Genomic DNA, 26,817 nt, shown 5'->3' with positions numbered 1-26,817 from the left:
CGCAACACCCCAGCGCCCTGCACGCCCAATGTCTTCGAATGGACAGGGCAGGGGTTCACGCGGCCCGGCCTCATGAGGAAACGCAGCGACGCTCCAAGTTTCCTCACAAGTGCTACCGCTGCTGCGGCACCAAGTGGCCGACCGGCAGGCTGGCGGAGGCCTGCAGCGGTTGTGGCAGCTGCACGGGGGTGCTGTGCCAGATGTCGTGGGCATATTCGGCGATGGTGCGGTCGGACGAGAAATGGCCCATGCCGGCGACGTTCAGCACCGCGTGGCGGGTCCATTCGTCGGTGTTGCGGTAGAGCGCATCGACCTTGTCCTGCATGTCGACGTAGCTGCGGTAGTCCGCCAGCAGCAGGTAGTGGTCGCCCCAGTTCACGAGCGTGTCGATGATGGCTTGGTAGCGCGCGGGTTCGCCGGGGCTGAAGACGCCGCTGCGCAGCAGCTCCAGCACCGCGGCCAGCTCCGGGTCCTTCTCCACCCACTCGCGCGGCTGGTAGCCGCGGGCACGCAGGGCCGCGACCTCGGGCGTGGTGTGGCCGAAGATGAAGATGTGCTCGGGGCCGACGTGCTCGCGCATCTCGACGTTGGCGCCGTCCAGCGTGCCGATGGTCAGTGCACCGTTCAGCGCAAACTTCATGTTGCCAGTGCCCGAAGCCTCGGTGCCAGCGGTGGAGATCTGCTCGGACAGGTCGGCCGCCGGGATGATGATCTCGGCCAGGCTGACGCTGTAGTTCGGCACGAACACCACCTGCAGCTTGCCCTGGGTGCGTGGGTCGTTGTTGACCACCTCGGCCACGTCGTTGATCAGGCGGATCACCAGCTTGGCCATGTGGTACGCCGAGGCTGCCTTGCCGGCGAAGACGACCACGCGGGGCACCCACTGCGCGTCCGGCTGGGCCAGGATGCGGCGGTAGCGGGAGATGACGTGCAGCACGTTGAGCAGCTGGCGCTTGTATTCGTGGATGCGCTTGACCTGCACGTCGAACAGCGCGTCCACGTTCAGCGCCAGCCCCATCTGCTGCTGCACCAGCGCGGCCAGGCGCTGCTTGTTCTGGCGCTTCACGCGGCGGAAGGCGCCGAGGAAACCGGGCAGTTCCAGCGCGCCCTTCAGGCCTTCGAGCTGGTCCAGGTGGCGGCGCCAGCCGCGGCCGATGCGGGCGTCCAGCAGGGCCGACAGGCCGGGGTTGGCATGCGCCAGCCAGCGGCGCGGCGTGATGCCATTGGTCTTGTTGTTGAAGCGTTCCGGCCAGAGCTTGGCGAAGTCGGCAAAGATCGACTGGATCATCAGCTCCGAGTGCAGCGCCGAGACACCGTTGACCGAGTGGCTGGTGACCACCGCCAGGTAGGCCATGCGCACGCGCCGCTCGCCGCCTTCGTCGATCAGCGACAGCCGGCGCATCAGCGCGGCGTCGGCGCCGTGCTGCTCGGTGAGTTCCTGCAGGAAGCGGGCGTTGATGTCGAAGATGATGCGCAGGTGGCGCGGCAGCACGCGGCCGAACAGCTCGATCGGCCAGGTCTCCAGCGCCTCGTGCATCAGCGTGTGGTTGGTGTAGCTGAAGATGCGCCGGCACAGCGCCCAGGCCGTGTCCCAGGGCTGCAGCTGCTCGTCGATCAGCACCCGCATCAGCTCGGGGATGGCCAGCACCGGGTGGGTGTCGTTCAGGTGGATGCTGACCTTGTCGGGCAGCTTCTCGAAGCCGCTGTGGGTGCGCAGGTAGCGGTGCACCAGGTCCTGCACGCTGGCCGAGACGAAGAAGTACTCCTGGCGCAGGCGCAGCTCGCGGCCGTCGGCGGTGGAGTCGTCCGGGTACAGCACGCGCGAGACGTTTTCGCTGTGGTTCTTGGTCTCCACCGCGCCGAAGTAGTTGCCCTGGTTGAAGGCCTTCAGGTCCATCTCTTCGGTGGCCTTGGCGCTCCACAGCCGCAGCGTGTTGGTGGCGGGCGTACCGTAGCCGGGGATGATGGTGTCGTAGGCCATGGCCAGCACGTCGTCGGTGCCCACCCAGCGCACGGCCGCAGGGCCGCCGCCGGGCGCGGGGCTTTCTTCGATGCGGCCACCAAAACGCACGCGGTAGACCACCTCGGGCCGCGGGAACTCCCACGGGTTGCCATGGGTGAGCCAATAGTCCGGCGCCTCGACCTGGCGGCCACCCTGGATGGTCTGGCGGAACATGCCGTAGTCGTAGCGGATGCCGTAGCCAAAGCCCGGCACGCCCAGCGTGGCCATCGAGTCGAGGAAACAGGCGGCCAGCCGGCCCAGGCCGCCGTTGCCCAGCGCCGCGTCGGGCTCCAGCTCGAACAGCGCGTCCACGTCGCAGTCGAACTCCTTGAGCGCCTGGCGCAGCGTGGGCATCAAGTCGAGTGCCAGCACCGCGTTGCCGAAGGTGCGGCCGATCAGGAACTCCATCGAGAAGTAGTAGACGCGCTTGACGTCCTGCGCGTACTGGGCGCGCGTGGTCTGCATCCAGCGGCCGACCAAGTGGTCGCGCACCGCGTAGGCCGCGGCATGCATCCAGTCCTCGGGCCGGGCCGAGATCGGGTCCTTGCCGACCTGGTAGATCAGCTTGTTGGCAATCAGCCGCTTGAAGGCGGCCACGTCGGTGGCCAGGTGGTCGTACTGGTGCTCGAACTGGGTCAGGTCCATGGCATCCGTCGCTTTCTGTATGGGTCGGGTCGTGTTGGTTCTTGGAAGGTGGTTCAGTGGCCGAGTGCTGCGCGGTACATCGCCAGATACGCCTCTGCCGCCACGCCCCAGTCATGGCGCTGGGCCATGGCGTTGCGCTGCACCGCGCGCCAGTCGCGCGGCCGGCGGTACAGCGCCAGCGCCCTGCGCAGCGCCGTCGCCAGGCCGGCTTCGTCGAAGCTGTCGAACACCATGCCGGTCGCACTGCCGTCGTCCAGCGCCTCCAGCGAGCAATCGGTCACCGTGTCGGCCAGCCCACCGACGCGGCGCACCAAGGGCAAGGTGCCGTAGCGCAGGCCGTACAGCTGCGTCAGCCCGCAGGGTTCGAATCGGGAAGGCACCATGATCACGTCGCCGCCGGCCACCAGTTGATGGGCAAACAGCTCGTCATAGCCGATGCGCACCGCCACCGAGGCCGGCGTTTCCTCCGCGAGCCTGCGGAATGCAGCTTCCATGCCGGGGTCGCCACTGCCCAGCAGCGCAAACTGCGCGCCGCATGCCACCAGCCCGGGCACGGCCGCCTGCACCAGGTGCAGGCCCTTCTGCTCGGTGAGCCGGCTGACGACGATGAACAGCGGCGAGTCCGGCACCAGGGCCAGCCCCATCGCAGCCTGCAGCGCGGCCTTGTTCAGCGCCTTGCGGCCCAGGCGGCGCGGCTCGTAGGTGGCAGTGATGGCCGGGTCATGCGCCGGGTCCCAGACGGCCGGGTCCACGCCGTTCAGGATGCCGTGCAGCACCGCGCTGCGGGTGCGCAGCAAGCCGTCCAGCCCCATGCCCTGCTCGGGCTGCTGGATCTCGCGGGCGTAGGTCGGGCTGACGGTGCTGAGGTGGTCGGCGAAAAACAGCCCGGCCTTCATGAAGTTCAGGCCGCCGTGGAACTCCACGCCATCCACACCGAAGAACTCGGGTGGCAGGCCCAGCTCGGCGAAGTGCCGGGCGTCGAAGCTGCCCTGATAGGCCAGGTTGTGGATGGTGAAGACCGAGGCCGCGGGCGAGCCCAGCGCGCGCAGGCAGGCCGGCGCCAGGCCGGCATGCCAGTCGTGGGCATGCACCAGCTCGGGCCGCCAGTACGCGTCAGCCCCCTGCGCCAGCTCGGCCGCGGCCCAGCCCAGGCGGGCGAAACGCAGGTGGTTGTCGGCATAGGGCTGTTGGTTGCCGTCGGCATACGGGCCGCCGGCGCGCTGGTACAGCGCGGGCGATTCGATCACGTAGCCGGAGGTGTTGGCCGCCGGCAGCTGGCCATAGAGCAGGCGGGCTGCCGGCACCTGGCCGCGCGCCGGCAGCTCGGCCACCAGGGCCGGCTCGGTCAGGCCGGCCAGCACCGAGTCGAAGCCGGGCAGCAGCACCCGGGCATCGGCACCGGCGGCCTGCAGTGCCGCCGGCAGCGCGCCCGCCACATCGGCCAGCCCGCCCGTCTTGAGCAAGGGAAAAATTTCAGCGCAGACCTGCAGCACCCGCATCGATTGGATTCCTTAGAGTTTTCTGAGCATGTCGCGGGTGACCAGCACCACGCCGTTGGGGCTGCGGTAGAAGCGCTTGGCGTCCAGCTCGGCGTCTTCGCCGACCACCAGGCCCTCGGGCAGCTTGCAGCGCCGGTCGATCACCGCGTTGCGCACGCGGCAGTGGCGGTTGATCTGAACATCCGGCAGCACCACGCTGCGCGTGACCTGGCTGTAGGAGCGCAGCAGCACGTTGGAGAACAGCACCGAGTCGACCACCGTGGCGCCGGAGACGATGCAACCGCCCGAGACCAGGCTGTCCACCGCCTGGCCACGCCGGCCGTCTTCCTGGTTGTGCACGAACTTGGCTGGCGGCAGCTGCTCCTGGTAGGTCCAGATCGGCCAGTCACGGTCGTACATGTTCAGCTCGGGCGTGGTCGAAGCCAGGTCCAGGTTGGCGGCCCAGTAGGCGTCCACGGTGCCCACATCGCGCCAGTACGGACGCGAATACGGCGGGTTGGCAATGGCCGACATCGAGAATGGATGCGCCAGCGCCTGGCCCTCCGCGACCGCGCGCGGAATGAGCTCCTTGCCGAAGTCATGGCTGGAGTTCGGATCCAGCGCGTCTTCCTCCAGCAGGCGGAACAGGTAGTCGGCGCTGAAGATGTAGATGCCCATGCTGGCGAGCGATCGGCCGGGCTGGCCGGGCAGCGTGGGTGGCACGGCCGGCTTCTCGACAAAGGCGGTGACGTGGCGCTGCTCGTTGACCGCCATCACGCCAAAGCCGGTGGCCTCTTCGCAGGAGACCTCGATGCAGCCCACCGTCACGCCGCGGCCATTGGCCACGTGGTCGGCCAGCATGATGGAGTAGTCCATCTTGTAGACATGGTCCCCGGCCAGCACCACCACGTACTCGGGCGGCGTGGAGTTGCGGATGATGTCCAGGTTCTGCCAGATCGCATCGGCCGTGCCGCGGTACCAGTGCTCTTCGTTGGTCCGCTGCTGCGCCGGCAGCAGGTCGATGAATTCACCCATCTCGTTGCGCATGAAGCTCCAGCCGCGCTGCAGGTGGCGCAGCAGCGAGTGGGATTTGTACTGCGTGATCACGCCGATGCGGCGCAGCCCGGAGTTCAGGCAGTTCGACAGCGCGAAGTCGATGATGCGGAACTTGCCGCCGAAGTGCACCGCGGGCTTGGCGCGGTTGTCGGTCAGGTTCATCAGGCGGGAGCCACGCCCGCCGGCCAGCACCAGCGCAAGCGTGCGCCGGGCCAGCCAACGGCTGTTCGCACTGCGGTTCAAGTCCATCACATCAGTCTCCGTTCGTTCCATCGAAGGCCACCTGCGCGGCCGGGTTCACGAGCGGCGTCAGCGCCAACGCGGCGCTGCACCAGACCTGCACGCTTCGAGGCGGCAGCTCGCATCCTGAAAGCCCATCGGGCGCACCCGCAGCCGCTTCGGGCTTGGCCGGCTCGCCACTGGCCGTGGCGCTGTCCAGCAAGGGTCGCCAGGCGCCACCACGCGGCGGCGCCGGCAAGGCAAAGCGGCGCGGCTGGTCCATGGGGTTGAACAGCAGCAGCGTGCAGTGGCCCACGCCCGGCGGCGCCAGCAGCACGCTCAAGGCCCGTTCGCCACGGTCGTGCCAGCCGGCTTCGTCCAGCGCTGTGCCGGATGGTGTGGCCCAGGTCACGTCAGCCACGCCATCGGCGCCAGGCTGGCCACTGAGCCACTGGTCGGCATGCAGCGCAGCGTCAGCGCGGCGCAGCGCGGTGAGCCGGGCGATGAAGGCTGGCAAGGCTTGAGTCTCCGCCGGCTTGCCGGCGTCGCCCCAGTCCAGCCAGGACACGGGGTTGTCCTGGCAGTAGGCGTTGTTGTTGCCGTGCTGGGTGTGGCCGAGTTCGTCGCCCATCAGCAGCATCGGCGTGCCGCGCGAAAGCAGCAGCGTGGCCAGCAGGGCGCGCTGCAGCCGGGCACGGGTGTGCTGCACGGCGGGGTCGTCGCTGTCGCCTTCGATGCCGGCGTTCCAGCTCAGGTTGTCGCCGTGGCCGTCGCGGTTGTGTTCGCCGTTGGCTTCGTTGTGGCGCTGGTTGTAGCTCACCAGGTCGCGCAGCGTGAAGCCGTCGTGCGAGGTCACGAAGTTGACGCTGGCAGACGGCGGGCGCGGGCGGCGCGGATCGGCGGCGAAACGGTCGCTGGAGCCAGCCAGGCGGGTGGCCAGCGCGGCGCGCGTGCTGCGCTCGTGGCCGGGCTGCAGCCAGTAGGCGCGCAGGCTGTCGCGGGCCTGGTCGTTCCATTCCAGCCAGCCGGGCGGGAAGCCGCCGAGCTGGTAGCTGTGCGGCGCCAGGTCCCAGGGCTCGGCAATGTGCAGGCAGCGGCGCAGCAGCGGGTCGGCCTGCAGCGCGGCGAACAGGGCCGCGCCGCCGGCGAACCGGCCGGTGTCGTCGCGCGCCAGGATGGGCGCCAGATCGTAGCGAAAGCCGTCCACCCCGTAAGCCTGCACCCAGTGGCGCAGCGCGTCCACCACCCAGCGCAGCACCATGGGCTCGGCAAGCTTCAGCGTGTTGCCGCAGCCGGTCCAGTTCTGGTACTGGCCCGGCGCATCCGGCTCGGCGCGATACCAGTGGCGGTTGGCCAGGCCCTTGAAGCCCAGGCAAGGCCCCTGCAGGTCGGTTTCGGCGCTGTGGTTGAACACGACGTCCAGCAGCACCTCGAAGCCTTCGCTGCGCAGCTTGGCAATGGCTTCGCGCAAGGCCGGCCCGGCGGTGTGGCCGCTATCTCCTGTTTCCAGCTCGGGCGGCCCGGCATAACGCGCCTCGGGTGCCAGCAGCCCAATCGGCGTGTAGCCCCAGTGGTTGCGCAGGCCCAGCAGTTGCAGCCGGGCTTCGTCGGCACGGGCCTGCACCGGCATCAGCTGCACTGTCGTGACACCCAGGCCGCGCCAGTGGGCGATCAGCGTCGGATGGGCCAGGCCGGCGTAGCTCCCACGCTGGCCGGCCTGCAGCCCGGGGTGTAGCGCGCTGGCACCGCGCACATGGACCTCGGCAATCACGCGCTGGCCTGCGGGCGGCGGCTTCAGCGCCACCGGCTGCGCGGCCAGCTCGGGCAGCACGCGCGCCTTCAGCGCGACAGCGGCGTTGTCGTCCGGGTGCGGCCGCGAAGGGTCGGCCGGGTCGAAGTCCAGGTAGGCGGCCAGCTCGGCTTGCGTGCGGCCGCGGTAGCTGCCAACCATTTCACGCGCATACGGGTCCAGCAACAGGCGCTGCGGGTTGAATCGCAGGCCCTCTTCAGGCGCCCAGCGGCCAGCCGCGCGGTAGCCGTAGACCTGCCCGGCCCGGCCACCCGGCAGCGTGCCATGCCAGACGCCCAGCGGGCTGGGCAGCAGCGGCAGTCGCTGGGTTTCCTGCTGGCCGTTGTCGTCGAACAGGCAAAGCCAGACCTGCTCGGCCTCGGGCGCCCAGACGCCAAAGCGCAGCCCGCCGGGCACGACGCAGCCGCCCAGCGACAGCGGGTCGCCAGGCGGTAACTCAGGGACGGGCATTCGTGCCTTCGGTGGCAGCTTCCGAGGCGATGAGCGCAGAGAAGTCGACCGGCAGCGGGCCACCGACCGGGCGCAGCATCAACGTGGCCAGTGGCGGCAGCGTCAGCACCAGCGACTGTGGCTGGCCGTCCCAGGGCACGGCTTCGGCCTGCAGCGGCCCGGGCGACACGCCGCTGCCGCCGTAGGCCGCGTCATCGGTGTTCAGCAGCGATTCCCACTGGCCGCCTCGCGGCAGGCCAATGCGGTAGCCGTGGCGCACCTCGGGCGTGAAGTGGCTGACGACAACCACCGGCGGTGCATCACCGCCGGCCTTGCGCACAAAGGCCAGCACCGAGCTGGCGGCATCGTCATGGCGCAGCCACTCGAAGCCGTCGCCGGACACATCGCGCTGGTACAGCGCCGGGTGGTGGCGCAACACCAGGTTCAGGTCACGCACCAGGCGCTGCAGGCCGGCATGCGGCTCGCGCTCCAGCAGCGGCCAGTCCAGCTGGGCTTCGGCGTTCCACTCGCCCCACTGGCCGATCTCGTTGCCCATGAAGAGCAGCTTCTTGCCGGGGTGGCCCCACATGTAGCCGTAGGCCGCGCGCAGGTTGGCAAAGCGGCGCCAATCGTTGCCCGGCATCTTGCGCAGCAGCGAGCCTTTGCCGTGCACCACTTCGTCGTGCGAGAGCGGCAGCATGAAGTTTTCGCTGAAGGCATAGACCAGCGAGAAGCGCAGCTCGTCCTGGTGGAAGCTGCGGTGCACCGGGTCGCGCGCCAGGTAGCGCAGCGTGTCATTCATCCAGCCCATGTTCCACTTGTAGTGGAAGCCCAGGCCGCCGGATTCGCAGTCGTCCGACGGCGGGCGGCTGACGCCGGCAAACGAGGTGGACTCCTCGGCGATCATGATGGCCTCGGGCCGCTCGATGCCGATGGCCCGGTTCATGCGCCGCAGGAAGGAGATGGCTTCCAGGTTCTCGCGGCCGCCGTGCTGGTTCGGAATCCACTCGCCTTCCTTGCGGCTGTAGTCGCGGTAAAGCATCGAGGCCACCGCGTCCACCCGCAACCCGTCTATGCCGAAGCGCTCGATCCAGTACAGCGCGTTGCCGATCAGGAAGTTGCGCACCTCGCGGCGGCCGTAGTTGTAGATCAGCGTCTGCCAGTCGGGGTGGAAACCCTCGCGCGGGTCGGCGTGTTCGTAGAGATGGGTGCCGTCGAACTGGGCCAGGCCGTGTTCATCGGTCGGGAAATGAGCCGGCACCCAGTCGAGGATCACGCCCAGGCCGGCGGCGTGCGCGGTGTCGACAAAGTGCTTGAAGTCTTCCGGCGACCCAAAGCGCGAGGTGGGCGCAAACAGGCCGGTGGGCTGGTAGCCCCACGAGCCATCGAACGGGTGCTCCTGCACCGGCAGCAGCTCGATGTGGGTGAAGCCCATGTCGCGCACGTAGGGCACCAGCTGCGCGGCCAGTTCGCGGTAGCTCAGCCAGCGGTTGTCCGGCCCGCGGCGCCACGAGCCCAGGTGCGCTTCATAGATGCTGATGGGCGCGTCCAGCGCGTTGGCACGGCGGCGCAGCGGGCTGCTGGCCACGCCGGCAGGCAGCCGCTGCACGATGGAGGCGGTGCTGGGCCGCAGCTCGGCGCGGTTGGCGTATGGGTCGGACTTCAGGCGCAGCCGACCGTCGGCCCCCACCAGTTCGAAGCGGTACAGGTCGCCCTCGGCCACGTGCGGGATGAAGATCTCCCACACGCCGCTGGCAGGGTGCAGCCGCATCGCGTGGCGCCGACCATCCCAGCTGTTGAAGCTGCCGACCACCGAGACCCGCCGCGCCGACGGTGCCCAGACGGCGAAGCGCACCCCCCCCACACCGCCGACGTCCAGCGGATGCGCGCCCAGCGCCTCGTAAGGCCGCAGGTGCGTGCCTTCTGACAGCAGCCAGAGGTCCGTCTCGCGCAGCTGCGAGCCAAAGCGGTAGGCGTCGTCGAGCCGCGACTGGTGCGTGCCCCAGTCGATCTGCAGGCGGTAGTCGGGCGCGGTTTCGGACGCGGGCAGCACGCCGCACCACAGGTCGCTGCCGGTCACGCAGCGCAAGGGCGCAAGCAATGCGCCCTTGGGTGTCACGGCGCTGACCTGGACGGCGCCGGGCAACAGCACCCGCAGCGCCCAGCCAGGCGATGCATCGGCCAGGCGATGCGGGCCGAGCACGGCAAACGGGTCGGCCGATTCGGCGCGCTGCAGCGCGGCGACGAGGTCAGCCGAAGGGGCGCCGGGGAAAGCGCCGAGTGAGGGGCCGGGCTGGGCGCCGGGCTGGGCATCTGGCACGGGTAAAGCGGTCATGCGCGGCGGCAACAGTCCTGTGCAGAAGTGAGGGCCAATCTACCGCAATACGCGGCAACCGGGCAGGGATGTTTGGAGGGCCTCAAGCGGCAGTGACAGCAATCGCCGCGCCATGCGCCGGCAACAGCCAGCAGCGGCCGCCGGCGCAGTGCGCATCGCCTGAAGCTTCCAACAGTTCCGCAGGGGCAATGGGTGTGCCGTTGACGGGCAGCAGCATGCCAAGCTTGGCCGGCAACGGCAGGCTGACTGGCGTGTCGCCCAGATTGAAGGCCAGCACCAGCGCCGGGCCGGCACCCCGCGCGCGCTCGAACAGCAGCACCGGCTCGGCCGCGTCATGGAAGCGGATGCTGCCGTGGCGCAACCTGGCTTCGCCGCGGCGCCAGGCCAGCAGTGCGCGGGCATGGTGCAGCGGGCTGGCCGGGTCGGCCCGCTGCAGGTCCACCGAGCGCTCGCCGTGGCCCTGGCCCAGCGGCAACCAGGGCGCGGCGCCGGCATTGAAACCCGCCTGCAGCGCGTCGTGCTGCCAGGGCATGGGCGTGCGGCAGCCGTCGCGGCCCTTGAACTCGGGCCAGAAGGTCTTGCCGTAAGGGTCCTGCAGCAACTCGAACGGAATGTCCGCCTCGGGCAGGCCCAGCTCCTCGCCCTGGTAGGTGCAGACGCTGCCGCGCAGCGTGAACAGCAGGGCCTGCAGCGTGCGGGTGAGCACCGGGTCGGGTTGATTGGCGGGCGCCCAGCGCGAGGCCACGCGCGGCACGTCGTGATTGGACAGCGCCCAGCAGCCCCAGCCACCGGTGCGCGCCAGCGCCAGTTCCAGGCTTTCGACCTGCTCTCGGATCTGCTTGGCCGAGACATACGGCGTCAGCAGCGCGAAGCTGTAGGCCATGTGCAGGCGTTTGCCGGCCTCGGTGTAGTCGGCCATGATGGGCTGCGGATGGTCGTCGCCCACCTCGCCGATGCTGACCGCACCGGTGCCGTCCAGCACCTGGCGCACGCGCTGCAGGAAGGCCAGGTTCTCGGGCTGGGTCTTGTCGTGCAGATGGCGCTGCATGGCATACGGGTTGTCCGGCCGCACCGTCGTCACGCTCTGCTGTTCCTTGGCATCGGCTGGCGGGTTGTCGCGCAGCGAGCGGTCGTAGAACTGGTGGTTGCAGGCGTCGAAGCGGAAACCGTCCACGCCGCGCTCGCACCAGAAGCGCACGTCGCCCAGCAAGGCGTCCTGCACCTCGGGGTTGTGGTGGTTCAGGTCGGGCTGTGCAGTCAGGAAGCTGTGCAGGTAGTACTGGCGGCGCCGGCTGTCCCACTGCCAGGCCGGGCCGCCAAAGACGCTGAGCCAGTTGTTCGGCGGGCTGCCATCGGGCTTGGCTTCGGCCCACACGTACCAGTCGGCCTTGGGGTTGTCGCGGCTGCTGCGGCTTTCCTTGAACCAGGCGTGCTGCTCGGAGGTGTGCGAGAGCACCTGGTCGATGATGATGCGCAGGCCCAGCGCGTGGGCCTTGGCCAGCAGCGCATCGAAGTCGGCCAGCGTGCCGAAGATGGGGTCCACCTCGCGGTAGTCGGCCACGTCGTAGCCGAAGTCGGCCATGGGCGACTTGAAGAAGGGCGAGATCCAGATCGCGTCGGCCCCGAGCTCCGCCACATGTTCCAGCCGGGCGGTGATGCCGGGCAAATCGCCAATGCCGTCGTTGTTGGCATCGGCGAAACTGCGCGGGTAGATCTGGTAGATGACGGCACCGCGCCACCAGTCCGGGTCCGGCCGGCGGCCGTCTGCAGTCCGAGGGGAAAGGTCTGGGCTGATCACGGTCATGCAGTCGTTTCCTCGCATCGATTTCTCGTTTTCCCTATCTTGCCCTGAAATCGGCCCGTACCCAACCGGGCTTGCAAGCCGCTTTGCAAGACACTGGCACCGGCCTTGCAGACAACCCTCACCCGGCCGGCCTTCGCCGCCGCAGGAACACCGCATGGAACTGACGCCCCGCGAAAAAGACAAGCTGCTGATCTTCACCGCCTCGCTGCTGGCCGAACGCCGGCTGGCGCGCGGCCTGAAGCTCAACTATCCGGAAGCCGTGGCCCTGATCAGCGCCGCCATCATGGAAGGCGCCCGCGATGGCAAGACCGTCGCGCAGCTGATGAGCGAGGGCAAGACCGTGCTGACCCGCGCCCAGGTCATGGAAGGCGTGGCGGAGATGATCCCCGAGATCCAGGTCGAAGCCACTTTCCCCGACGGCACCAAGCTGGTGACCGTGCACCAACCGATTGCCTGACAGGAGCCACCATGCTGTTGCCCTCCCCGTTTTGCCGCGCCCTGAACCTGGGCGCTTCGCTGGCCCTGGCCGCCCTGCCGCTGGCCGCCGCCGCGCACCCGGGCCACACCGGTGGCCACCACGGCATCGAAGCCGCCTTCGTCGCAGCCACGCTGGTCCTGTACGGCGCCAGCGTGCTGCTGCGCCGCAAGCTGCGCCAGCGCCAGGCCTCGGCGCCAAGGTCCGCCCGATGATCCCCGGCGAACTCTTCACCGACGACGGTGACCTGCCGCTGAACCCCGGCCGCCGCACGCTGACGCTGGTCGTCGAAAACGCCAGCGACCGGCCGGTGCAGGTTGGCTCGCACTACCACTTTGCCGAAACCAACGCTGGACTGAGCTTCGACCGCGAGGCCGCGCGTGGCATGCGGCTGAACATTGCCAGCGGCACCGCGGTGCGCTTCGAGCCGGGCCAGCAGCGCACGGTCGAGCTGGTCGACCTGAGCGGCAGCCGCACCGTCTACGGCTTCCGCGGCCTGGTGCAAGGAAAACTTTGATGGCCACGATTGGAAAACGCGCCTACGCCGAAATGTTCGGCCCCACGACGGGCGACCGGCTGCGGCTGGCGGACACCGGGCTGATCCTCGAAGTTGAACAAGACTTCACGCTGAAGGCCGGTGGCTACGGCGAAGAGGTGAAGTTCGGCGGCGGCAAGACCATCCGCGACGGCATGGGCCAGAGCCAGGTGCCCAACGGCCCCGGCGCACACGAGGCGGTGGACCTGGTCATCACCAACGCGGTCATCCTGGACCACTGGGGCATCGTCAAGGCCGACATCGGCATCCGCGGCCAGCGCATTGCCGCCATCGGCAAGGCCGGCAACCCGGATGTGCAGCCGGGCGTGGACATCGTCATCGGACCGGGTACCGAGGTGATTGCCGGTGAGGGCATGATCGTCACGGCCGGCGGCATCGACAGCCACATCCACTTCATCTGCCCGCAGCAGATCGAGGAGGCCCTCTCCAGCGGCGTGACCACCATGCTGGGCGGCGGCACCGGCCCGGCCACCGGCACCTTCGCCACCACCTGCACGCCGGGACCGGAGAACCTGCGACGCATGCTGCAGGCGGCAGACGCCTTCCCGATGAACCTCGGCTTCCTCGGCAAGGGCAATGCCTCGCAGCCGGCCGCGCTGCGCCAGCAGATCGAGGCCGGTGCCATCGGCCTGAAGCTGCACGAGGACTGGGGCACCACGCCCGCGGCCATCGACTGCTGCCTGTCGGTCGCCGAAGAAACCGACACCCAGGTCTCGATCCACAGCGACACGCTGAACGAATCCGGCTTCGTCGAAGACACGATTGCCGCAACCAAGGGCCGCAGCCTCTGCGCCTTCCACACCGAAGGCGCCGGCGGCGGCCATGCGCCGGACATCCTGCGCGTGGTCGGCGAGGCCAACTTCCTGCCCAGTTCCACCAACCCGACCATGCCCTACACCGTCAACACGGTGGACGAACACGTCGACATGCTGATGGTCTGCCACCACCTGGACGCGTCCATCGCCGAGGACCTGGCCTTCGCCGAAAGCCGCATCCGCCGCGAGACGATTGCCGCCGAGGACATGCTGCACGACCTGGGCGCGATCAGCATGATGAGCTCGGACAGCCAAGCCATGGGCCGGGTCGGCGAGGTCATCATCCGCACCTGGCAGACGGCGCACAAGATGAAGGCCCAGCTCGGCAAGCTGGCCGGCGACCCGGAGCGCCACGACAACGGCCGCCTGAAGCGCTACGTGGCCAAGTACACCATCAACCCGGCATTGGCCAACGGCATTGCGCACGAAGTCGGCTCGATCGAGGTCGGCAAGTGGGCCGACCTGGTGTTCTGGCGCCCAGCGTTCTTCGGCGTCAAGCCCAGCCTGATCCTCAAGGGCGGCTTCATCGCGATGGCCGCGATGGGCGACCCCAGCGCCAGCATCCCCACGCCACAGCCGGTGCACTACCGCCCGATGTTCGGCGCCTTCGGCGGCGCGCTGGCCCGCGGCTCGCTCACCTTCGTTAGCCAGGCGGGCCTGGCCAACAGCATCGGCGACGCCTTCGGCCTGAAGAAGCAGCTCGCCGCGGTGCGCGGCTGCCGCACCGTGAGAAAGACCGACATGGTGCACAACAGCTACCTGCCGACCATGGAGATCGACGCGCAGACCTACCACGTGCGCGCCGACGGCCAGCTGCTAACCTGCGAACCGGCGACAGTGCTGCCGATGGCGCAGAGGTACTTCTTATTCTGACACTACGCATCCAGGCGTAAGTTCAGCAAGTTCCGGCAACGGCGCGGGAGCGCCGTTGCACGGATCCACGGCAGCCGGCTCACCGGCTTCGCGAGGCGCAAGAGTCGCGCCCTTCCTCAGCACGCAATGCCTCGTCACCTGTGAAGGGGACAGGCGATCGTTGTTTCCAGGGTGTGTCCCATCAGGACGATCCCTTAGCGCCGTGGGCGGCCAGCGCCTGGGACAGCGCCATCTCCTCGTAAGACCTGCCTTGAGGCACCTCAGGTCACTGACGACTTAGGGGTTTGACACATCCTTGTCGCACTCCGAGCATCCGTCCGCTCGCCAATCCGGGCGGGCATGGACGACATGGCAGCACGCGTTACCGCGCGTGAACCCATACCTGTTGGGAGCAATGATGAGTTCGATGAGTTTCAGATGGGCCCATGGTCCGTTGATGACCGCCCTGGCCGCCTCAGGCCTTTTGCTGGCCACCAGCGCAATGGCCGCGATCCCCGGCAACACGCCAACGGACGTCGCACGTGCGCTCGGCACGCTGCCATCGGTCGATGTGATCCAGGCCAGCTCTGACGGACTGCCGCTGTTCCTGCGAGGCGACCTCGGTCACGCCCCGCGGCTGGACGCGACGGACCTTGCCGCCACCCAGCAGGCCATGCGCCCCGCGCTGGTCCCGGCGCTGGCCGCCCTGCGCCTGCGCCCGGCCGAGCTGCAGCTGCGCAAGGTCAACGTGGACCCCAACGGCAACCAGCACTTGCGCTACAACCAGACCCACCGCGGCCTGGACGTGATCGGCGGTGACCTGGTCGTGCACATTGACGGCAAGGGCAAGATCTTCGCGATCAACGGCACGGCCCGCGGCGACATCGCGGCCACGCTGGGAGCCAAGAACGTCGGCGAAAGTGCAGTGCATCCCGCAATCGCGGCCGATGCGCGCTTCGCCGGCATGGCCACCACGCCACCGCACAAGGTGTTCCTGCTGACGCCCGAAGGCCGCTTCCACATGGCCTACGAGACGGTGGTGACCGGCACGCGCGGGCAGGACCCGGTGCGCGACAAGGTCTACGTCGACGTGGACAGCGGCGCCATCGTCGCGGTGCATCCGCAGATCCACTTCGCCGAGAACCGCAAGATCTACAGCGCCAACAACGGCACCAGCATCCCCGGCACGCTGAAGCGTTCCGAAGGCCAGGCGGCCACCAGCGACACCGACGTGAACGCCGCCTACGACGGCACCGGCGCCACCTACGAAGCCTACAAGGCCTTCTGGAACCGCGACTCCTACAACAATGCCGGTGCCGCGCTGATCAGCTCGGTGCACTACAGCACCAACTACTGCAATGCCTACTGGGACGGCACGCAGATGGTTTACGGCGACGGCAACTCCAGCCAAGGTTGCCTGCCGCTGGCGCGCGCCGTGGACGTGACCGGCCACGAACTGACCCACGCCGTGACCGAAAACGAGTCCGGGCTGGTTTATTCGGGTGAATCGGGCGGCCTGAACGAGGCCATGTCCGACATCTTCGGTGCCTTCACCGAGGCCTATGTCGACGGCGGCAAGACCGGCACGCTGACCGTCTCGGCCGACACCTGGAAGGTCGGCGAAGACATCCTGCCGCCTGCGTTGCGCTACATGAGCGACCCGGCGGCCGATGGCTCGTCCAAGGACTTCTGGGTCAGCGGCGTGGGCAATGTGGACGTGCATTACAGCTCGGGCATTGCCAACCTGGCGTTCTACCTGCTCTCGCAGGGTGGCACCCATCCCCGCGGCAAGTCCACGATCAACGTGACCGGCATCGGCATGGCCAAGGCCATCCGGGTCTTCTACGAAGCCAACGTCAACATCCTGACCTCCAACGCCAACTTCCTGGCAGCCGGCAACGCGACCAAACAAGCCGCGATCAACCTCGGCTTGACCGCGGCTGAGCAGGTCTCGGTGGCCGATGCCTGGAATGCCGTAGGCGTGGCGGTGACCGGTGGCACCGGCGGTGGCGGTGGTGGCGGCGGTGGCACGGACATCGTGCTGACCAACGGCACCGCGGTGACCGGCATCAGCGGAGCGGCCAGCTCGCAGGCGTTCTACAAGATCGTCGTGCCGAGTGGGCAAACCTCGCTGACCATCGCCATCTCGGGTGGCACCGGTGACGTGGACCTCTACACCAAGCTGGGCGCCCGCCCGACCCTGTCGACCTACGACTGCCGTCCGTACAAGACCGGCAACGCCGAAACCTGCACCGTGACCAACCCTGCGGCCGGCACCTACTACGTGCTGCTCAACGGGTATTCGGCCTACAGCGGCGTCTCGCTGACGGCCACTTACTCCACGACGGGTGGCGGCGGCGGTGGTGATCCGTTGCTGACCAATGGCCAGGCCATCACGATCTCCGGGGCCACCAGCAGCGCGCAATACTGGCGCATCACAGTCCCGGCCGGCAAGACGCTGACGATCACCACCTCGGGTGGCACGGGCGACGCAGACCTCTACACCCGCTTCGGGTCACGGCCGACCACCACCACGTACTCGTGCCGGCCTTACCTGAGCGGCAACAACGAGACCTGCACCACCACCAGCACCTCGGCAGGTGACTACTACATCATGGTGCGCGGCTACTCAGCCTTCTCGGGCGTCAGCCTGAAGGCCACTTACTGACGCGAGGAAAGGCAGCCGAAAGCTCGCTGCCTTCAGCCTCCGGCATCACACGGCCGCCCCCAACGGGCGGCCGTTTTCATTGGCAGCGGCCCGCGCAGGCCTCGCTTGTGCCAGCATCGGTCCTGACCTCATGCCGCCCACCGCACCCGGAGCCTCGCCATGCCCGCTGCCACCACCGCCCGCCCGCTGCACGAATCCTGGCTGTTCCGGATGGCGGCGCCTGAGCTCTCGATGCTGGAGAACCTGGCGGCCGAGGCGGACTGGCGGCCGGCGACGGTGCCGGGCACGGTGTACCAGGACCTGATTGCGCAGGGGGCGATACCGGACCCTTACTTCGGCACGCAGGAGGCCGAAGTGCAATGGGTGGCCGAGCAGGACTGGTGCTACCGCTGCGACTTCGATGTCGACGCCGCAGCGCTGGGCGCGCAGGTGGACCTGGTGCTGGAGGGGCTGGACACGTTTGCCACCGTCTACCTGAACGGACAGCGAGTGCTGATCAGCGACAACATGTTCGTGCCGGCACGCATCGACGTTCGAGGCCTGTTGACGCCCGGCTCGAACCGGCTGGGCATCTGTTTCGAATCGGCCCAGCGGCGGGGGCGCGAGCGGGAGGCAGTTCTGGGGCGGCGCAACCTGTGGAATGGTGAATCCAGCCGGCTGCATGTGCGCAAGGCCCAGTACCACTACGGCTGGGACTGGGGCCCTGTGCTGTTGACCGCCGGGCCGTGGCAGCCGGTCAAGCTCGAAACCTACGAGGCCCGGCTGCAAGAGGTGGACAGCACCGTGCACCTGACGACGGACCTCGGCCATGCGCGGGTAGACCTGCGCTGCGAATTGGCGGGAACGCAGGACGCGGCGTTGGCGTTGCACCACCGTCTCCTCGACCCGCAAGGCAAGCTCGTGGCCGAAGCTTCGGTGCCCGCCGGCACCGAGGCCAGCCTGCATGTGGACGCGCCGGAACTCTGGTGGCCCAACGGCCAGGGCGCGCAGCCGCTGTACACGCTGGTGACCACGCTGCAGGCCGGCGAGCAGGTGCTGGACACGCACAGCCGCCGGATCGGCCTGCGCAGGCTGCGGCTGTTGCAGGAACCGGTGGCCGGTGAAAAAGGCAGCTCTTTCTGCTTCGAGGTCAATGGCCGCGAGCTGTTCATGGGCGGCGCCAACTGGATACCGGACGACAACCTGCTCAACCGCATCACGCCTGAACGCTACCGGCTGCGCGTGCAGCAGGCGGCCGAGGCGAACATGAACATGCTGCGCGTGTGGGGCGGCGGCATCTACGAGGACGACGCGTTCTACGCCGCCTGCGACGAACTCGGCCTGCTGGTCTGGCAGGACTTCCTGTTCGCCTGCGGCATCTACCCGGCCAACCCCGAGTTCCTGCGCAGCGTGGAGGCCGAGGCCGCTGCCGCAGTCAAGCGCCTGCGCCACCACGCCTGCCTGGCGCTCTGGTGCGGCAACAACGAGGACTACGCGATTGCCGAGTCCATGGGGCTGTACGGCAAGGGCAAGGACATGGCCCGCTTCGAAGCCCGCGCCATCTACGAACAATTGCTGCCCGAGCTCTGCGCCCGGCTGGACCCGCAGCGCCCCTACTGGCCCGGCAGCCCCTACAGCCCCAGCGCCACCGACACGCTGACCTCCGACAACCCCACCGTGGGCGACCGCCACAGCTGGGAAATCTGGCACGGCGCGATGCTGCCGTACCAGCGCTATCACACGGTGCAGGCGCGCTTCGTCAGCGAGTTCGGCATGCAGTCGCATCCGTCGCTGGACCTGCTGCAGCAAGCCATCCCCGAAGCCGAGCAATTCCCGCTCAGCCGCACCATGGCCGCGCACAACAAAGCCGGCCTGCCGCTGCAGGATGGCCACCGGCGGCTGGCGGTGTATGTGGCCGACACGCTGAATGCCGGACCCACGCTGGCCGATGCGGTCTATGCCACCCAGTTCGTGCAGGCCGAGGCCATGCGCTACGCCTTCCAGGACTTCCGCCACCGCTGGCTGGGCGCTGGCCGGCGGGCGGTGGGCGGCGCGCTGGTCTGGCAGCTCAACGACTGCTGGCCGGTGACCAGCTGGGCCATCATCGATTCGCTTGGCACGCTGAAACCTGCATGGCATGCGATCCGCCGCGCACTGGCGCCGCTGGCCATCGCGGTCCGGCAGGTCGACGGCGAAGCTCGTTGCTGGATCTCGTCAGCGCTTGCGGCGACCCGCTGCGAAGTCCGCCTGCAATGCCATGCGCTGGCCGGGGTCAGCAGTGAAGTGCAGACGGCTGAACTCATGGCGCCATCCAACGGCAGCACCGACCTGAATTTCCCGCTGGACCTGGCCGCGCCGGCCGTCGTCGAAGCCAGCCTGTGGGTGGACGGCGAGTGCATCGCCCGCGACTGCGCCTGGCCCGAACCGTTCCGCTTCCACCCGCTGGGCGACTGCGGCTTGCAGGTGGCGCGTCACGCGGGCGGCCTGACGCTGCGCACCGAGCGCCCGACCAAAGGCATCTGGCTGACGGCGCCCGGCGTTGCTTTCTCCGACAACTTCATCGACCTGATGCCGGGCGACGTGCGCAGCATCGCCGTCACCGGCCCCGACCTGCCCATCCAGGTCACGGCACTGGACCAGACACCTTTCGAGGCCTGAGGGTTCCTGAGGCGCTCAGCCCGCGGTGGTTTTCCGGTTTCTCGACCATGGCCACCACGACCGTGATCCGGGCAGGTAGGCCTTCGAAGCACGCAGGCTCAGCTGCACCCGGGTGCCCAGGCCGACGGCGCTTTCGATGTCGAGTTGGCCGCCCAGGTGGCGGGCGCGTTCGTACAAGCCCACCAGTCCGAAGTGGCCACGGTCCCGGGCTTGCTTGGCCCAGGCGGGCAGGCCATCCGGGCTCGGGGTGAGGTCAGAAGGGGACACGTCCATGCCAATGCCATCGTCGACCACGAACAAGGCCAGCGCCTGCGGACCGTAGCGCACGGTCAATCGTATTTCGCCGGCCTGGGCGTGGCGCAAGGCGTTCTGCGCGGCCTCCAGGCCAAGCCGGAAGGCCTCCTGCCAGACAGCCGGCGCCAGCGCGCGCGCATTGCCGATGCACTCTCCGCGCACAGCGGGGCGATGGCCGGCACCGCGCATCGCAATGACGGCCGCCTGCAAGGCCTGCGACAGCTCCTCGGGCTGCTGGTGGCGGCGCAGGTCCTGCACGCGGGCACGCGTTTCGGCGACCGCCGCGTCCGCCATGTCCAGCGCCGAGACCAGCCCGCGGCGCAGCGGGTCGCTCTCGGGCAGCTGGATGCTGGCGGCCTCGATCTGCACCGTCAGCGCCATCGTGCTCTGCAGCAAGGTGTCGTGCAGCTCGCGGGCAATGCGCTCGCGCTCGGCCAGGCGCGCCTCGATGCGCTCCTGCGCGCGCCGGCTGTTCCAGGCCATGCGCCAGCGGTACAGCAGCCAGCCCAGCACCACTGCCATGGCCGTCAGCAGGGCGCGGAACCAGCCCGTCTGCGTCAGCGTGGGCTGGACCGCGAAACCCATGCCGGCCACCGCAGACTGCCAGCGCCCGCCTTCGTCCATGGCCTGCACCTCGAACCGGTATTCGCCCGGCGGCAGGTGGGTGAACACCGCCTCGCGGCGCTCGGTGGGCGCCTGCCAGCCCGGATCCAGCCCGACCAGCCGGTGGCGAAAGCGCACCCGCTCCGGCGCGCCGGGCAAAGGCGCGGTGTAGCCGATGCGAACCACCTGGCTGCCAGCTGGCAGCTGCAGGTCGGTCGAGGTCGGCCATGGCTGGTCATCCACGGAGACGCGGGTGACCCGCGCGACCGGTGCCGCAGTGGCGGCTGCGGGCCGTGCAGGGTCCACCCAATAGATGCCGGTGTTGCGGCTGAACCAGAGCCGGCCGTCCCGGCCTTCGGTGGCAGACGGCAGGCCGCGCACCGAGGGCGACGGACCGATCACGCCATCGCGCCAGTCCAGCCGCTCGACCGGCAGGCGCCACTGCGGCTCGCGCTGCCAGCGCTTCAGGTCGGACCGCCGGATGCGCAGGATGCCGGACTCGTCGTTCAGCCAGAGGTCGCCGCCTGCCGACTGCACGATGCCCGAGACCGAACGCAGCCCCTGCTCGCCCTCGACCTGCAGGCCACGGAAGCGCCCGTCCAGCAGTTGCGATGCACCGAGCTCGCCGCCCACCCACAGCTCGCCGTCCCGCGCGTGCAGGCTCAGCACGCGGCCCAGCGCCAGGCCCTGCGTGCGGTCGAAGCGCTGCTCGCCAGCCGCGTCGCGGCGAATCACCTCGCCGCTGGCCAGGCCACGCCAGAAGCCGCCACGGTCATCCAGCATTGCGGTCATCACTTCTTCGCCGCGCTCGGCCGGTCGCACCGCATCCCAGCCGGTCCCGTTCCAGCGGCGCAGCGGCGTGGCCCACCAGGCGGCCCAGATCGCGCCTTGCGCGTCTGCCGCCAGGATCTGAACCGGGTTCTTCGGCGCGATGTCGGCCGGCGCGGCCACACGCTGCATGCGGCCGTCCACCAGGTGCCAGAGATCGGGAATGCCGCCGACCCAGGCTGTACCGTCAGGTGCCCGCACCGCTGCGCCGAACATGGTCTCGCCGGGCCGGTAGTCGCCCGGCAAGGCCTCGAAAGCACCCGTGGGCCACAGCCGTGCCGGCGGCTGGCCGATCGAGCCGGTCACCACCGAACCGTCGTCCAGTGGCGCCATCACACCCACCTCCAAGCCGTGAGCCAGAGGTGCCGGCACCGCGCGCGCCGGGCGGAAGCGGTCCAGTCCCTTGGCGGTGCCCACCCACAGGTTGCCGTCACGGTCCACGAAAGAGGCCGTGACGCGGTCGCCGGACAGGCCGTCCTGCGCATCGAAATGCTCGAAGCCGGAGGCAGGATCCTCGGGCCTGGCCAGGCGCAGCATGCCGCCATCGAACAGGAACAGCCAAATGCCGCCATCACGGTCGGCGCGCAGGCCGCCACCGTGGTGGCCGATGGACCGTACCGGCAGCTGTGGCGCCGCGGCGCCATCGGCCAGCCGCAGCCGGTCGTCGCGGTCCCAGAGCCAGCGGCGGCCCTCGCGGTCGATCGACATGTCATTCACCTGATCCATGCCGACGGCACGTTCGAAACGCGACGCGCCCGGTCGGCGCAGGTCCCAGCGGCCGTTGGGCCCGTTCAGCCACAGGGTGCCGCCAGCGTCCTGCATCAGGTACTGATAAAAGTGACCGTCCAGCCCTTGCGCAGGGCCCACCTCGGACCAGCGGCCATCGGCCTGCAGTGCAAAAAGGCCCAGCGCCGTGGCCGCCCACACCTGGCCGTCGCGGTCCTGCAGCAGGTGGAAGACCGTGCCGTTTGGCAAGCCGGCTTCGGTGCCGTACCAGTGTGCGCTGGCGGACGAAGCCGCAGGTGCAGCGTCCCAGCGCAGCACGCCGCCCAGCCGGAAGCCAATCCACAGGCTGCCGTCCGGCGCCAGCATCAACGTGCTGATGTTCTGGGCATGGCCCAGGCTGCTCCCGGCGGGGAACAGGTCGATGCGCTCGAACTTCAGCCCGTCGAAACGGAACAGGCCACTGGTCGTGCCCAGCCAGAGGAAACCGTCAGGCGTCTGCGTGATGCCGACGATCTCGGTCGGCGCGCCATCGCGCGCAAACCAGGCGCTGTGCTGCAACTGGCCGAGCCGGCGGTCAGGCTCCAGCGCTGCACAGGGCGCAATCAGGCCAATGGCGAGGCAGCATGCCAGCAGGTGAGCGGCGATGCGGCTCGCGAAGCAGGTGTCGGCACCGGTACGGCAGGTTGGCAAATGGGACACGGCGGCCATTGTGGCGGCCCATCCCGCGCGCTGCCTGACACGGCCCGCAATTCAGGCACCCGCTTGGGTCAGTGCCGCACGCGGCCGTCCTCGGTCAGGATCGTCATGTCGACGAACTTCGAGCCATTGTGGCGCTGGGCCGAGAAGTTGACGAAGAAGCCGCCCAGGTCGAAGTCGTGCAGCGATTCGAGGCCGGCCACCAGGCTCTCGGCATGGATGGTGTTGCCCGCGCGGCGCAGGCCCTCGACCATTGTTCGCGCAGCGACATACCCTTCCATGCCGCTGTAGCTCGGGTCCTTGCCCGGCAGGTGGGAGGCCTTGAGCCGGTCGAGGTATTCGCCCGCCACCGGCGTGCGGGTCGAGAACGGGAAGGGCATGACCTGCGAGACGATCACGCCCTTCGCGGCCGAGCCCAACTCGTCGGCCAGTGCCTGCGTGCCGACAAACGAGAGGTTGTAGAAATTGCCGCCAAAGCCGGCCAGCCTGGCCGCGCGGATGAAGGCCGCGCAGGACTTGTAGGCGCTGATCTGGATCACGCACTCGGGCGAGCCGGCCACCACGCTCTTCACCGCGGCGGCCACGTCGGTGGAGTTGCGCTCCACCGTGCCCAGCGACACTGGCGCCAGGCCCAGCGGCTTGAGCGCCGCCTGCACGCCCTGCAGGCCGGACTGGCCGTAGCTGTCGTCCTGGTAGAACACGGCCACCCGCTTGATGCCCACTGCGGTGATCTGCTTGACGATCTCGGCGGCCTCGTCGAAGTAGGACGCCCGCACGTTGAACACGTAGCGGTTGAACGGCGTGCGCAGCGCCTCGGCGCCGGTGTAGGGCGCCACAAACGGCACTTTGGCCGCCGTGAACAAGGGCAGCGCGGCGAGCGAGGTGGGCGTGCCGACATAGCCGAACAGCGCAGTGACGCCTGCGCCGATCAGCGACCGGGTGTTGGCCGCACAGCGCTCGGGCTCGTAACCGTCGTCCATGCTGCGCAATTCGATCTTGCGCCCACCAATGCCGCCGCGCGCGTTCACCTGGTCGAACACCAGCATCGCCCCCTGCCGGAACGCCAGGCCGAGCTCGCTGGCAGGCCCGCTGAATGGGGCGGACTGTCCCAGCAGGATGGGCGCGCCATCCGCCAGCGCGGGCAGGCTGGCGGCACCGGACAGGGCGGCGAGATGGCAGAGAACGTGACGGCGATTCATGGCGTAAGGCAAGCAGGACCGGGAAAGGACGGACATCTTGACGAGGAACAGCGTGCGGCGTTCACGCGGCTTCGTCAGGCGTCATGCATCGTTAAAAATGGCCGCGAGTATTTCACGCGCCTGGTGACTGCGAAGCGACACCCCTGGCTGGGCTACCCTGCCGATCCCAGCCGAAAACCAGAAGACCTGCATGAGCGAATCCGAAGCCCTGCCCGCCCTGCCCCAGCTTCAACTGGGCCGCTACCGCCACTACAAGGGCGGCGAATACGAGGTGGTCGGCGTGGCCCGCCACAGCGAGAGCCTGGAGGCGTTCGTGGTCTACCGGCCGCTCTACAACCAGACCGGCTGGTGGGTGCGCCCGTTCGACATGTTCACCGGGGAGATCACAAGCGAGGGCCGCAGCCAGGCGCGCTTTGCGCCGGTGGACGCTGGCGCATCGGCATCCCCTCACGCCGCGCTGCGCGCCACCCTGCAGGCCCTGGAAGCCGAGCTGCATCACCCAGGCGCACGCTGCTCACCCTCGCGTCTGGAAGAACTGCTGCATGCCGACTTCCACGAAGTGGGCCGCTCCGGCCGCCCATACACCCGCGAGACGGTGCTGCAGTTCCTCGCCGGCCAGGCCCACTGGCCAGACGTGCTGGCCTGGGGCCACGCGGTCACGCCCCTGGGCCCGGACACGGCCTTGCTCACCTACCAGTCGGCCCACCGCGCAACTGGCGACACGCTGGTCAACGCCACACATCGCTCGTCCGTCTGGCGGCGCACGCAGCAGGGCTGGCAACTGCTGTATCACCAGGGAACGCCTGCAGCCGAAGGGGCTTGATACCGACTCAGGCTATAAAGCCTGCCGTTCTGCCATCACCTGCTTGTCCCACATGAGCCGTTTTGTCGTCATTGGTCACAGCCACCTGATCGCACTGGACTACGCCGCGCGCGAGCGCACCTGGCCCCAGTCCGATGAGTTCCACTTCGTCCAGCTGCGCGAACGCCAGTACCGCCACCCTTCGCTGAAGCAGCTGCCTGAACCGGAGCAGCACCGGCTGGCCGAACGCGTGACCGGCGTGGCGCTGGACCAGGTGCGCGCCGCGCTGGATCGCTGGCCGGCGGACGTGGGCGTGTTGTGCCTCTCCGGCAACGAGCCCTTTGCGCTGGGGCTCAAGGGCCATGCCAACGGCACGGCCACGCACGAAGCCAAGCTGCGCAGCCTGACCAACAACGTGCCAGCGCGCTTGCGCGAGTGGGTGGAATGCCTGCGGCCGCAATTGCCGGCCACGCTGCTGGTCTACCCGCCCATGCCACCGGTCGCCTGCGACGACCTGCAGGCTCACTTCCCGCCTGAGCGCACCGCCCGCTTTCGCGCGCTGTCGCTCGAAAGCCGGGCCTTTCGCCTGCAAGCCTGGCAACACTTCTGCAGCCTTGTGCAGGCCGAATGCGAGAAGCTGGGGCTGCATTTCGTGGCGCCGCCGGCCGACGTGTTCGAGCCCGATGGCCTGCTCGGCCCCAGCTGGTGGAGCGACGACCCCGGCCATGCCAACGAGGCCTATGGCGAGCGCATGCTGCAGCAACTCACGCAGGCCGCGCACGCACTGCCCACCGCGCCACGCCCTCACCCCTACGCCGCGCTGGAAGACCGCGCATTCTGGCGCCAGGCGGTGAGCGAGCTGCCGCCCGAAGCGGTGGACCCGGTCGACGAACCCACCTTCCGGATTGCCACGGTTGACCGCATCGCCACCGCCGGCAGCTGCTTTGCACAGCACATCGCCGCCCGCCTGCGGCGCCACGGCTTCCACTTCCTGCAGACCGAGCCACACGACCCGGCGGACGCCGCCGAGTTCTCGGCCCGCTACGGCAACGTCTACACCGCGCGCCAGCTGCTGCAGCTGTTCGAGCGCGCTCATGGCACGTTCCATCCTCAGGACAGCGCCTGGCAGCGCGCCGATGGCCGCTGGTGCGACCCCTTCCGGCCGCGCATCGAGCCCGCGGGCTACGAATCGCCCGAGGCCGTGGCGCAGGCCCGCGAGCCACACCTGCGCGCCGTGCGCGAGCTGTTCGCCACCGCGGACTTTCTGGTCTTCACGCTGGGACTCACCGAGTGCTGGCTCTCGCGCCGGGACGGCGCCGCCTACCCCGTCGCCCCCGGCACGGCAGCCGGCGTTTACGACCCCACCCTGCACCGCTTCGAGCGCTTCTCGGTGACTGAGGTACAGGCCGACATGGAACGCTTCCTCGCGCTGCTGGCCGAGGTCAACCCCCGCGTGCGGGTCATCCTCACCGTCTCGCCGGTGCCGCTGGTCGCCACCGCTTCCGGCGAGCACGTGCTGAGCGCCACGTTGCACGCCAAGGCCGTGCTGCGCGTGGCCGCGGGCGAGCTGGCCCGCCGCCATGCCCAGGTCTTCTACTTCCCGGCCTACGAGGTGGTGACCGGCCCGCATGCCCCGGCCCACTACTTCGAAGCCGACCGCCGCACCGTCTCGCCCCGCGCCGTGGACCACGTGATGCGCCTGTTCCTCAGCCGCCTCACCGACGTGGACCCAGACACCTTGGCCGAGGAAGACGCCACCGAGGCCCCGGACACTGACGCATCCCCCGCACCCACCGACGAAATCGCACGCATCCAGCGCCTGGCGGACGAAGCCTGCGACGAGCTGGTGCTGGCCCGAAAACGCTGAACCGACATTTGCCGGGAACTC

General features: G+C 69.0%; 16 protein-coding genes. 8 read left to right on the top strand and 8 right to left on the bottom strand.

The annotated features are described in order from the left end of the window. Positions 1–112: 112 nt before the first annotated feature. From AC3WR5_RS23640 to AC3WR5_RS23615, 6 genes are all read right to left on the bottom strand, one after another. Positions 113–2,647: a glycogen/starch/alpha-glucan phosphorylase gene (locus tag AC3WR5_RS23640; RefSeq protein ID WP_492487587.1), complete on the bottom strand. Its 2,535-nt coding sequence runs from the start codon at positions 2,645–2,647 to the stop codon at positions 113–115. A 53-nt stretch (positions 2,648–2,700) separates the two neighbouring features. Continuing rightward, positions 2,701–4,146 carry a glycogen synthase GlgA gene (glgA, locus tag AC3WR5_RS23635; protein WP_492487585.1) on the bottom strand — a complete coding sequence of 482 codons (1,446 nt, stop codon included), beginning with the start codon at positions 4,144–4,146 and terminating at the stop codon, positions 2,701–2,703. A gap of 12 nt (positions 4,147–4,158) precedes the next feature. Further along, the gene (glgC, locus tag AC3WR5_RS23630) at positions 4,159–5,430 is read right to left on the bottom strand and encodes a glucose-1-phosphate adenylyltransferase (protein ID WP_141291891.1); all 1,272 of its coding nucleotides are present in this window, start codon (positions 5,428–5,430) and stop codon (positions 4,159–4,161) included. 4 nt (positions 5,431–5,434) lie between these two features. Then, positions 5,435–7,660 carry a glycogen debranching protein GlgX gene (gene glgX, locus AC3WR5_RS23625; RefSeq protein ID WP_492487583.1) on the bottom strand — a complete coding sequence of 742 codons (2,226 nt, stop codon included), beginning with the start codon at positions 7,658–7,660 and terminating at the stop codon, positions 5,435–5,437. After that, on the bottom strand, positions 7,647–9,974 hold the full coding sequence (glgB, locus tag AC3WR5_RS23620) for a 1,4-alpha-glucan branching protein GlgB (protein ID WP_492487582.1): 2,328 nt from the start codon (positions 9,972–9,974) through the stop codon (positions 7,647–7,649). The genes glgX and glgB overlap by 14 nt, the downstream gene beginning before the upstream one ends. Positions 9,975–10,056: 82 nt before the next feature. Continuing rightward, positions 10,057–11,778, bottom strand: a complete 1,722-nt coding sequence (locus AC3WR5_RS23615) for an alpha-amylase family glycosyl hydrolase (RefSeq protein WP_492487580.1) — start codon at positions 11,776–11,778, stop codon at positions 10,057–10,059. Positions 11,779–11,932: 154 nt separating this feature from the next. Between AC3WR5_RS23615 and ureA the strand changes: the two genes are divergently transcribed. From ureA to AC3WR5_RS23585, 6 genes are all read left to right on the top strand, one after another. Next, positions 11,933–12,235 carry an urease subunit gamma gene (gene ureA, locus AC3WR5_RS23610; RefSeq protein WP_141287450.1) on the top strand — a complete coding sequence of 101 codons (303 nt, stop codon included), beginning with the start codon at positions 11,933–11,935 and terminating at the stop codon, positions 12,233–12,235. Positions 12,236–12,246: 11 nt separating this feature from the next. Then, entirely contained in the window at positions 12,247–12,468 is a 222-nt protein-coding gene (locus AC3WR5_RS23605) for a hypothetical protein (protein WP_492487579.1), read from the top strand. Further along, on the top strand, positions 12,465–12,770 hold the full coding sequence (locus tag AC3WR5_RS23600; RefSeq protein WP_492487577.1) for an urease subunit beta: 306 nt from the start codon (positions 12,465–12,467) through the stop codon (positions 12,768–12,770). Before AC3WR5_RS23605 ends, AC3WR5_RS23600 begins: the two co-directional genes overlap by 4 nt. After that, positions 12,770–14,497, top strand: a complete 1,728-nt coding sequence (gene ureC / locus AC3WR5_RS23595) for an urease subunit alpha (protein WP_492487576.1) — start codon at positions 12,770–12,772, stop codon at positions 14,495–14,497. Before AC3WR5_RS23600 ends, ureC begins: the two co-directional genes overlap by 1 nt. 406 nt (positions 14,498–14,903) lie before the next feature. After that, positions 14,904–17,144: a M4 family metallopeptidase gene (locus AC3WR5_RS23590; RefSeq protein WP_492487575.1), complete on the top strand. Its 2,241-nt coding sequence runs from the start codon at positions 14,904–14,906 to the stop codon at positions 17,142–17,144. 159 nt (positions 17,145–17,303) lie between these two features. Then, positions 17,304–19,781 (top strand): glycoside hydrolase family 2 protein, encoded by a 2,478-nt coding sequence (locus tag AC3WR5_RS23585; protein ID WP_492487573.1) that lies wholly within the window; start codon positions 17,304–17,306, stop codon positions 19,779–19,781. Between the two features lie 15 nt (positions 19,782–19,796). Here AC3WR5_RS23585 and AC3WR5_RS23580 read toward each other — a convergent pair whose 3' ends face one another. Both AC3WR5_RS23580 and AC3WR5_RS23575 read right to left on the bottom strand, forming a co-directional pair. Continuing rightward, on the bottom strand, positions 19,797–22,931 hold the full coding sequence (locus AC3WR5_RS23580) for a sensor histidine kinase (protein ID WP_492487571.1): 3,135 nt from the start codon (positions 22,929–22,931) through the stop codon (positions 19,797–19,799). A gap of 68 nt (positions 22,932–22,999) precedes the next feature. Further along, complete coding sequence (locus AC3WR5_RS23575) at positions 23,000–24,127, bottom strand: ABC transporter substrate-binding protein (RefSeq protein WP_141286589.1); 1,128 nt, start codon at positions 24,125–24,127, stop codon at positions 23,000–23,002. A 190-nt stretch (positions 24,128–24,317) separates the two neighbouring features. Between AC3WR5_RS23575 and AC3WR5_RS23570 the strand changes: the two genes are divergently transcribed. Together AC3WR5_RS23570 and AC3WR5_RS23565 are read left to right on the top strand one after the other, a co-directional pair. Further along, positions 24,318–24,950, top strand: coding sequence for a DUF1653 domain-containing protein (locus tag AC3WR5_RS23570; RefSeq protein WP_492487569.1), 633 nt, complete (start codon positions 24,318–24,320; stop codon positions 24,948–24,950). A 52-nt stretch (positions 24,951–25,002) separates the two neighbouring features. Beyond that, positions 25,003–26,796 (top strand): GSCFA domain-containing protein, encoded by a 1,794-nt coding sequence (locus AC3WR5_RS23565; protein ID WP_492487567.1) that lies wholly within the window; start codon positions 25,003–25,005, stop codon positions 26,794–26,796. The last annotated feature ends 21 nt before the right edge of the window (positions 26,797–26,817 follow it).

The sequence above is a fragment of the Ideonella sp. FW305-24 genome, assembly GCF_058788035.1.
This window is presented reverse-complemented; position numbering and strand designations above follow the sequence as displayed.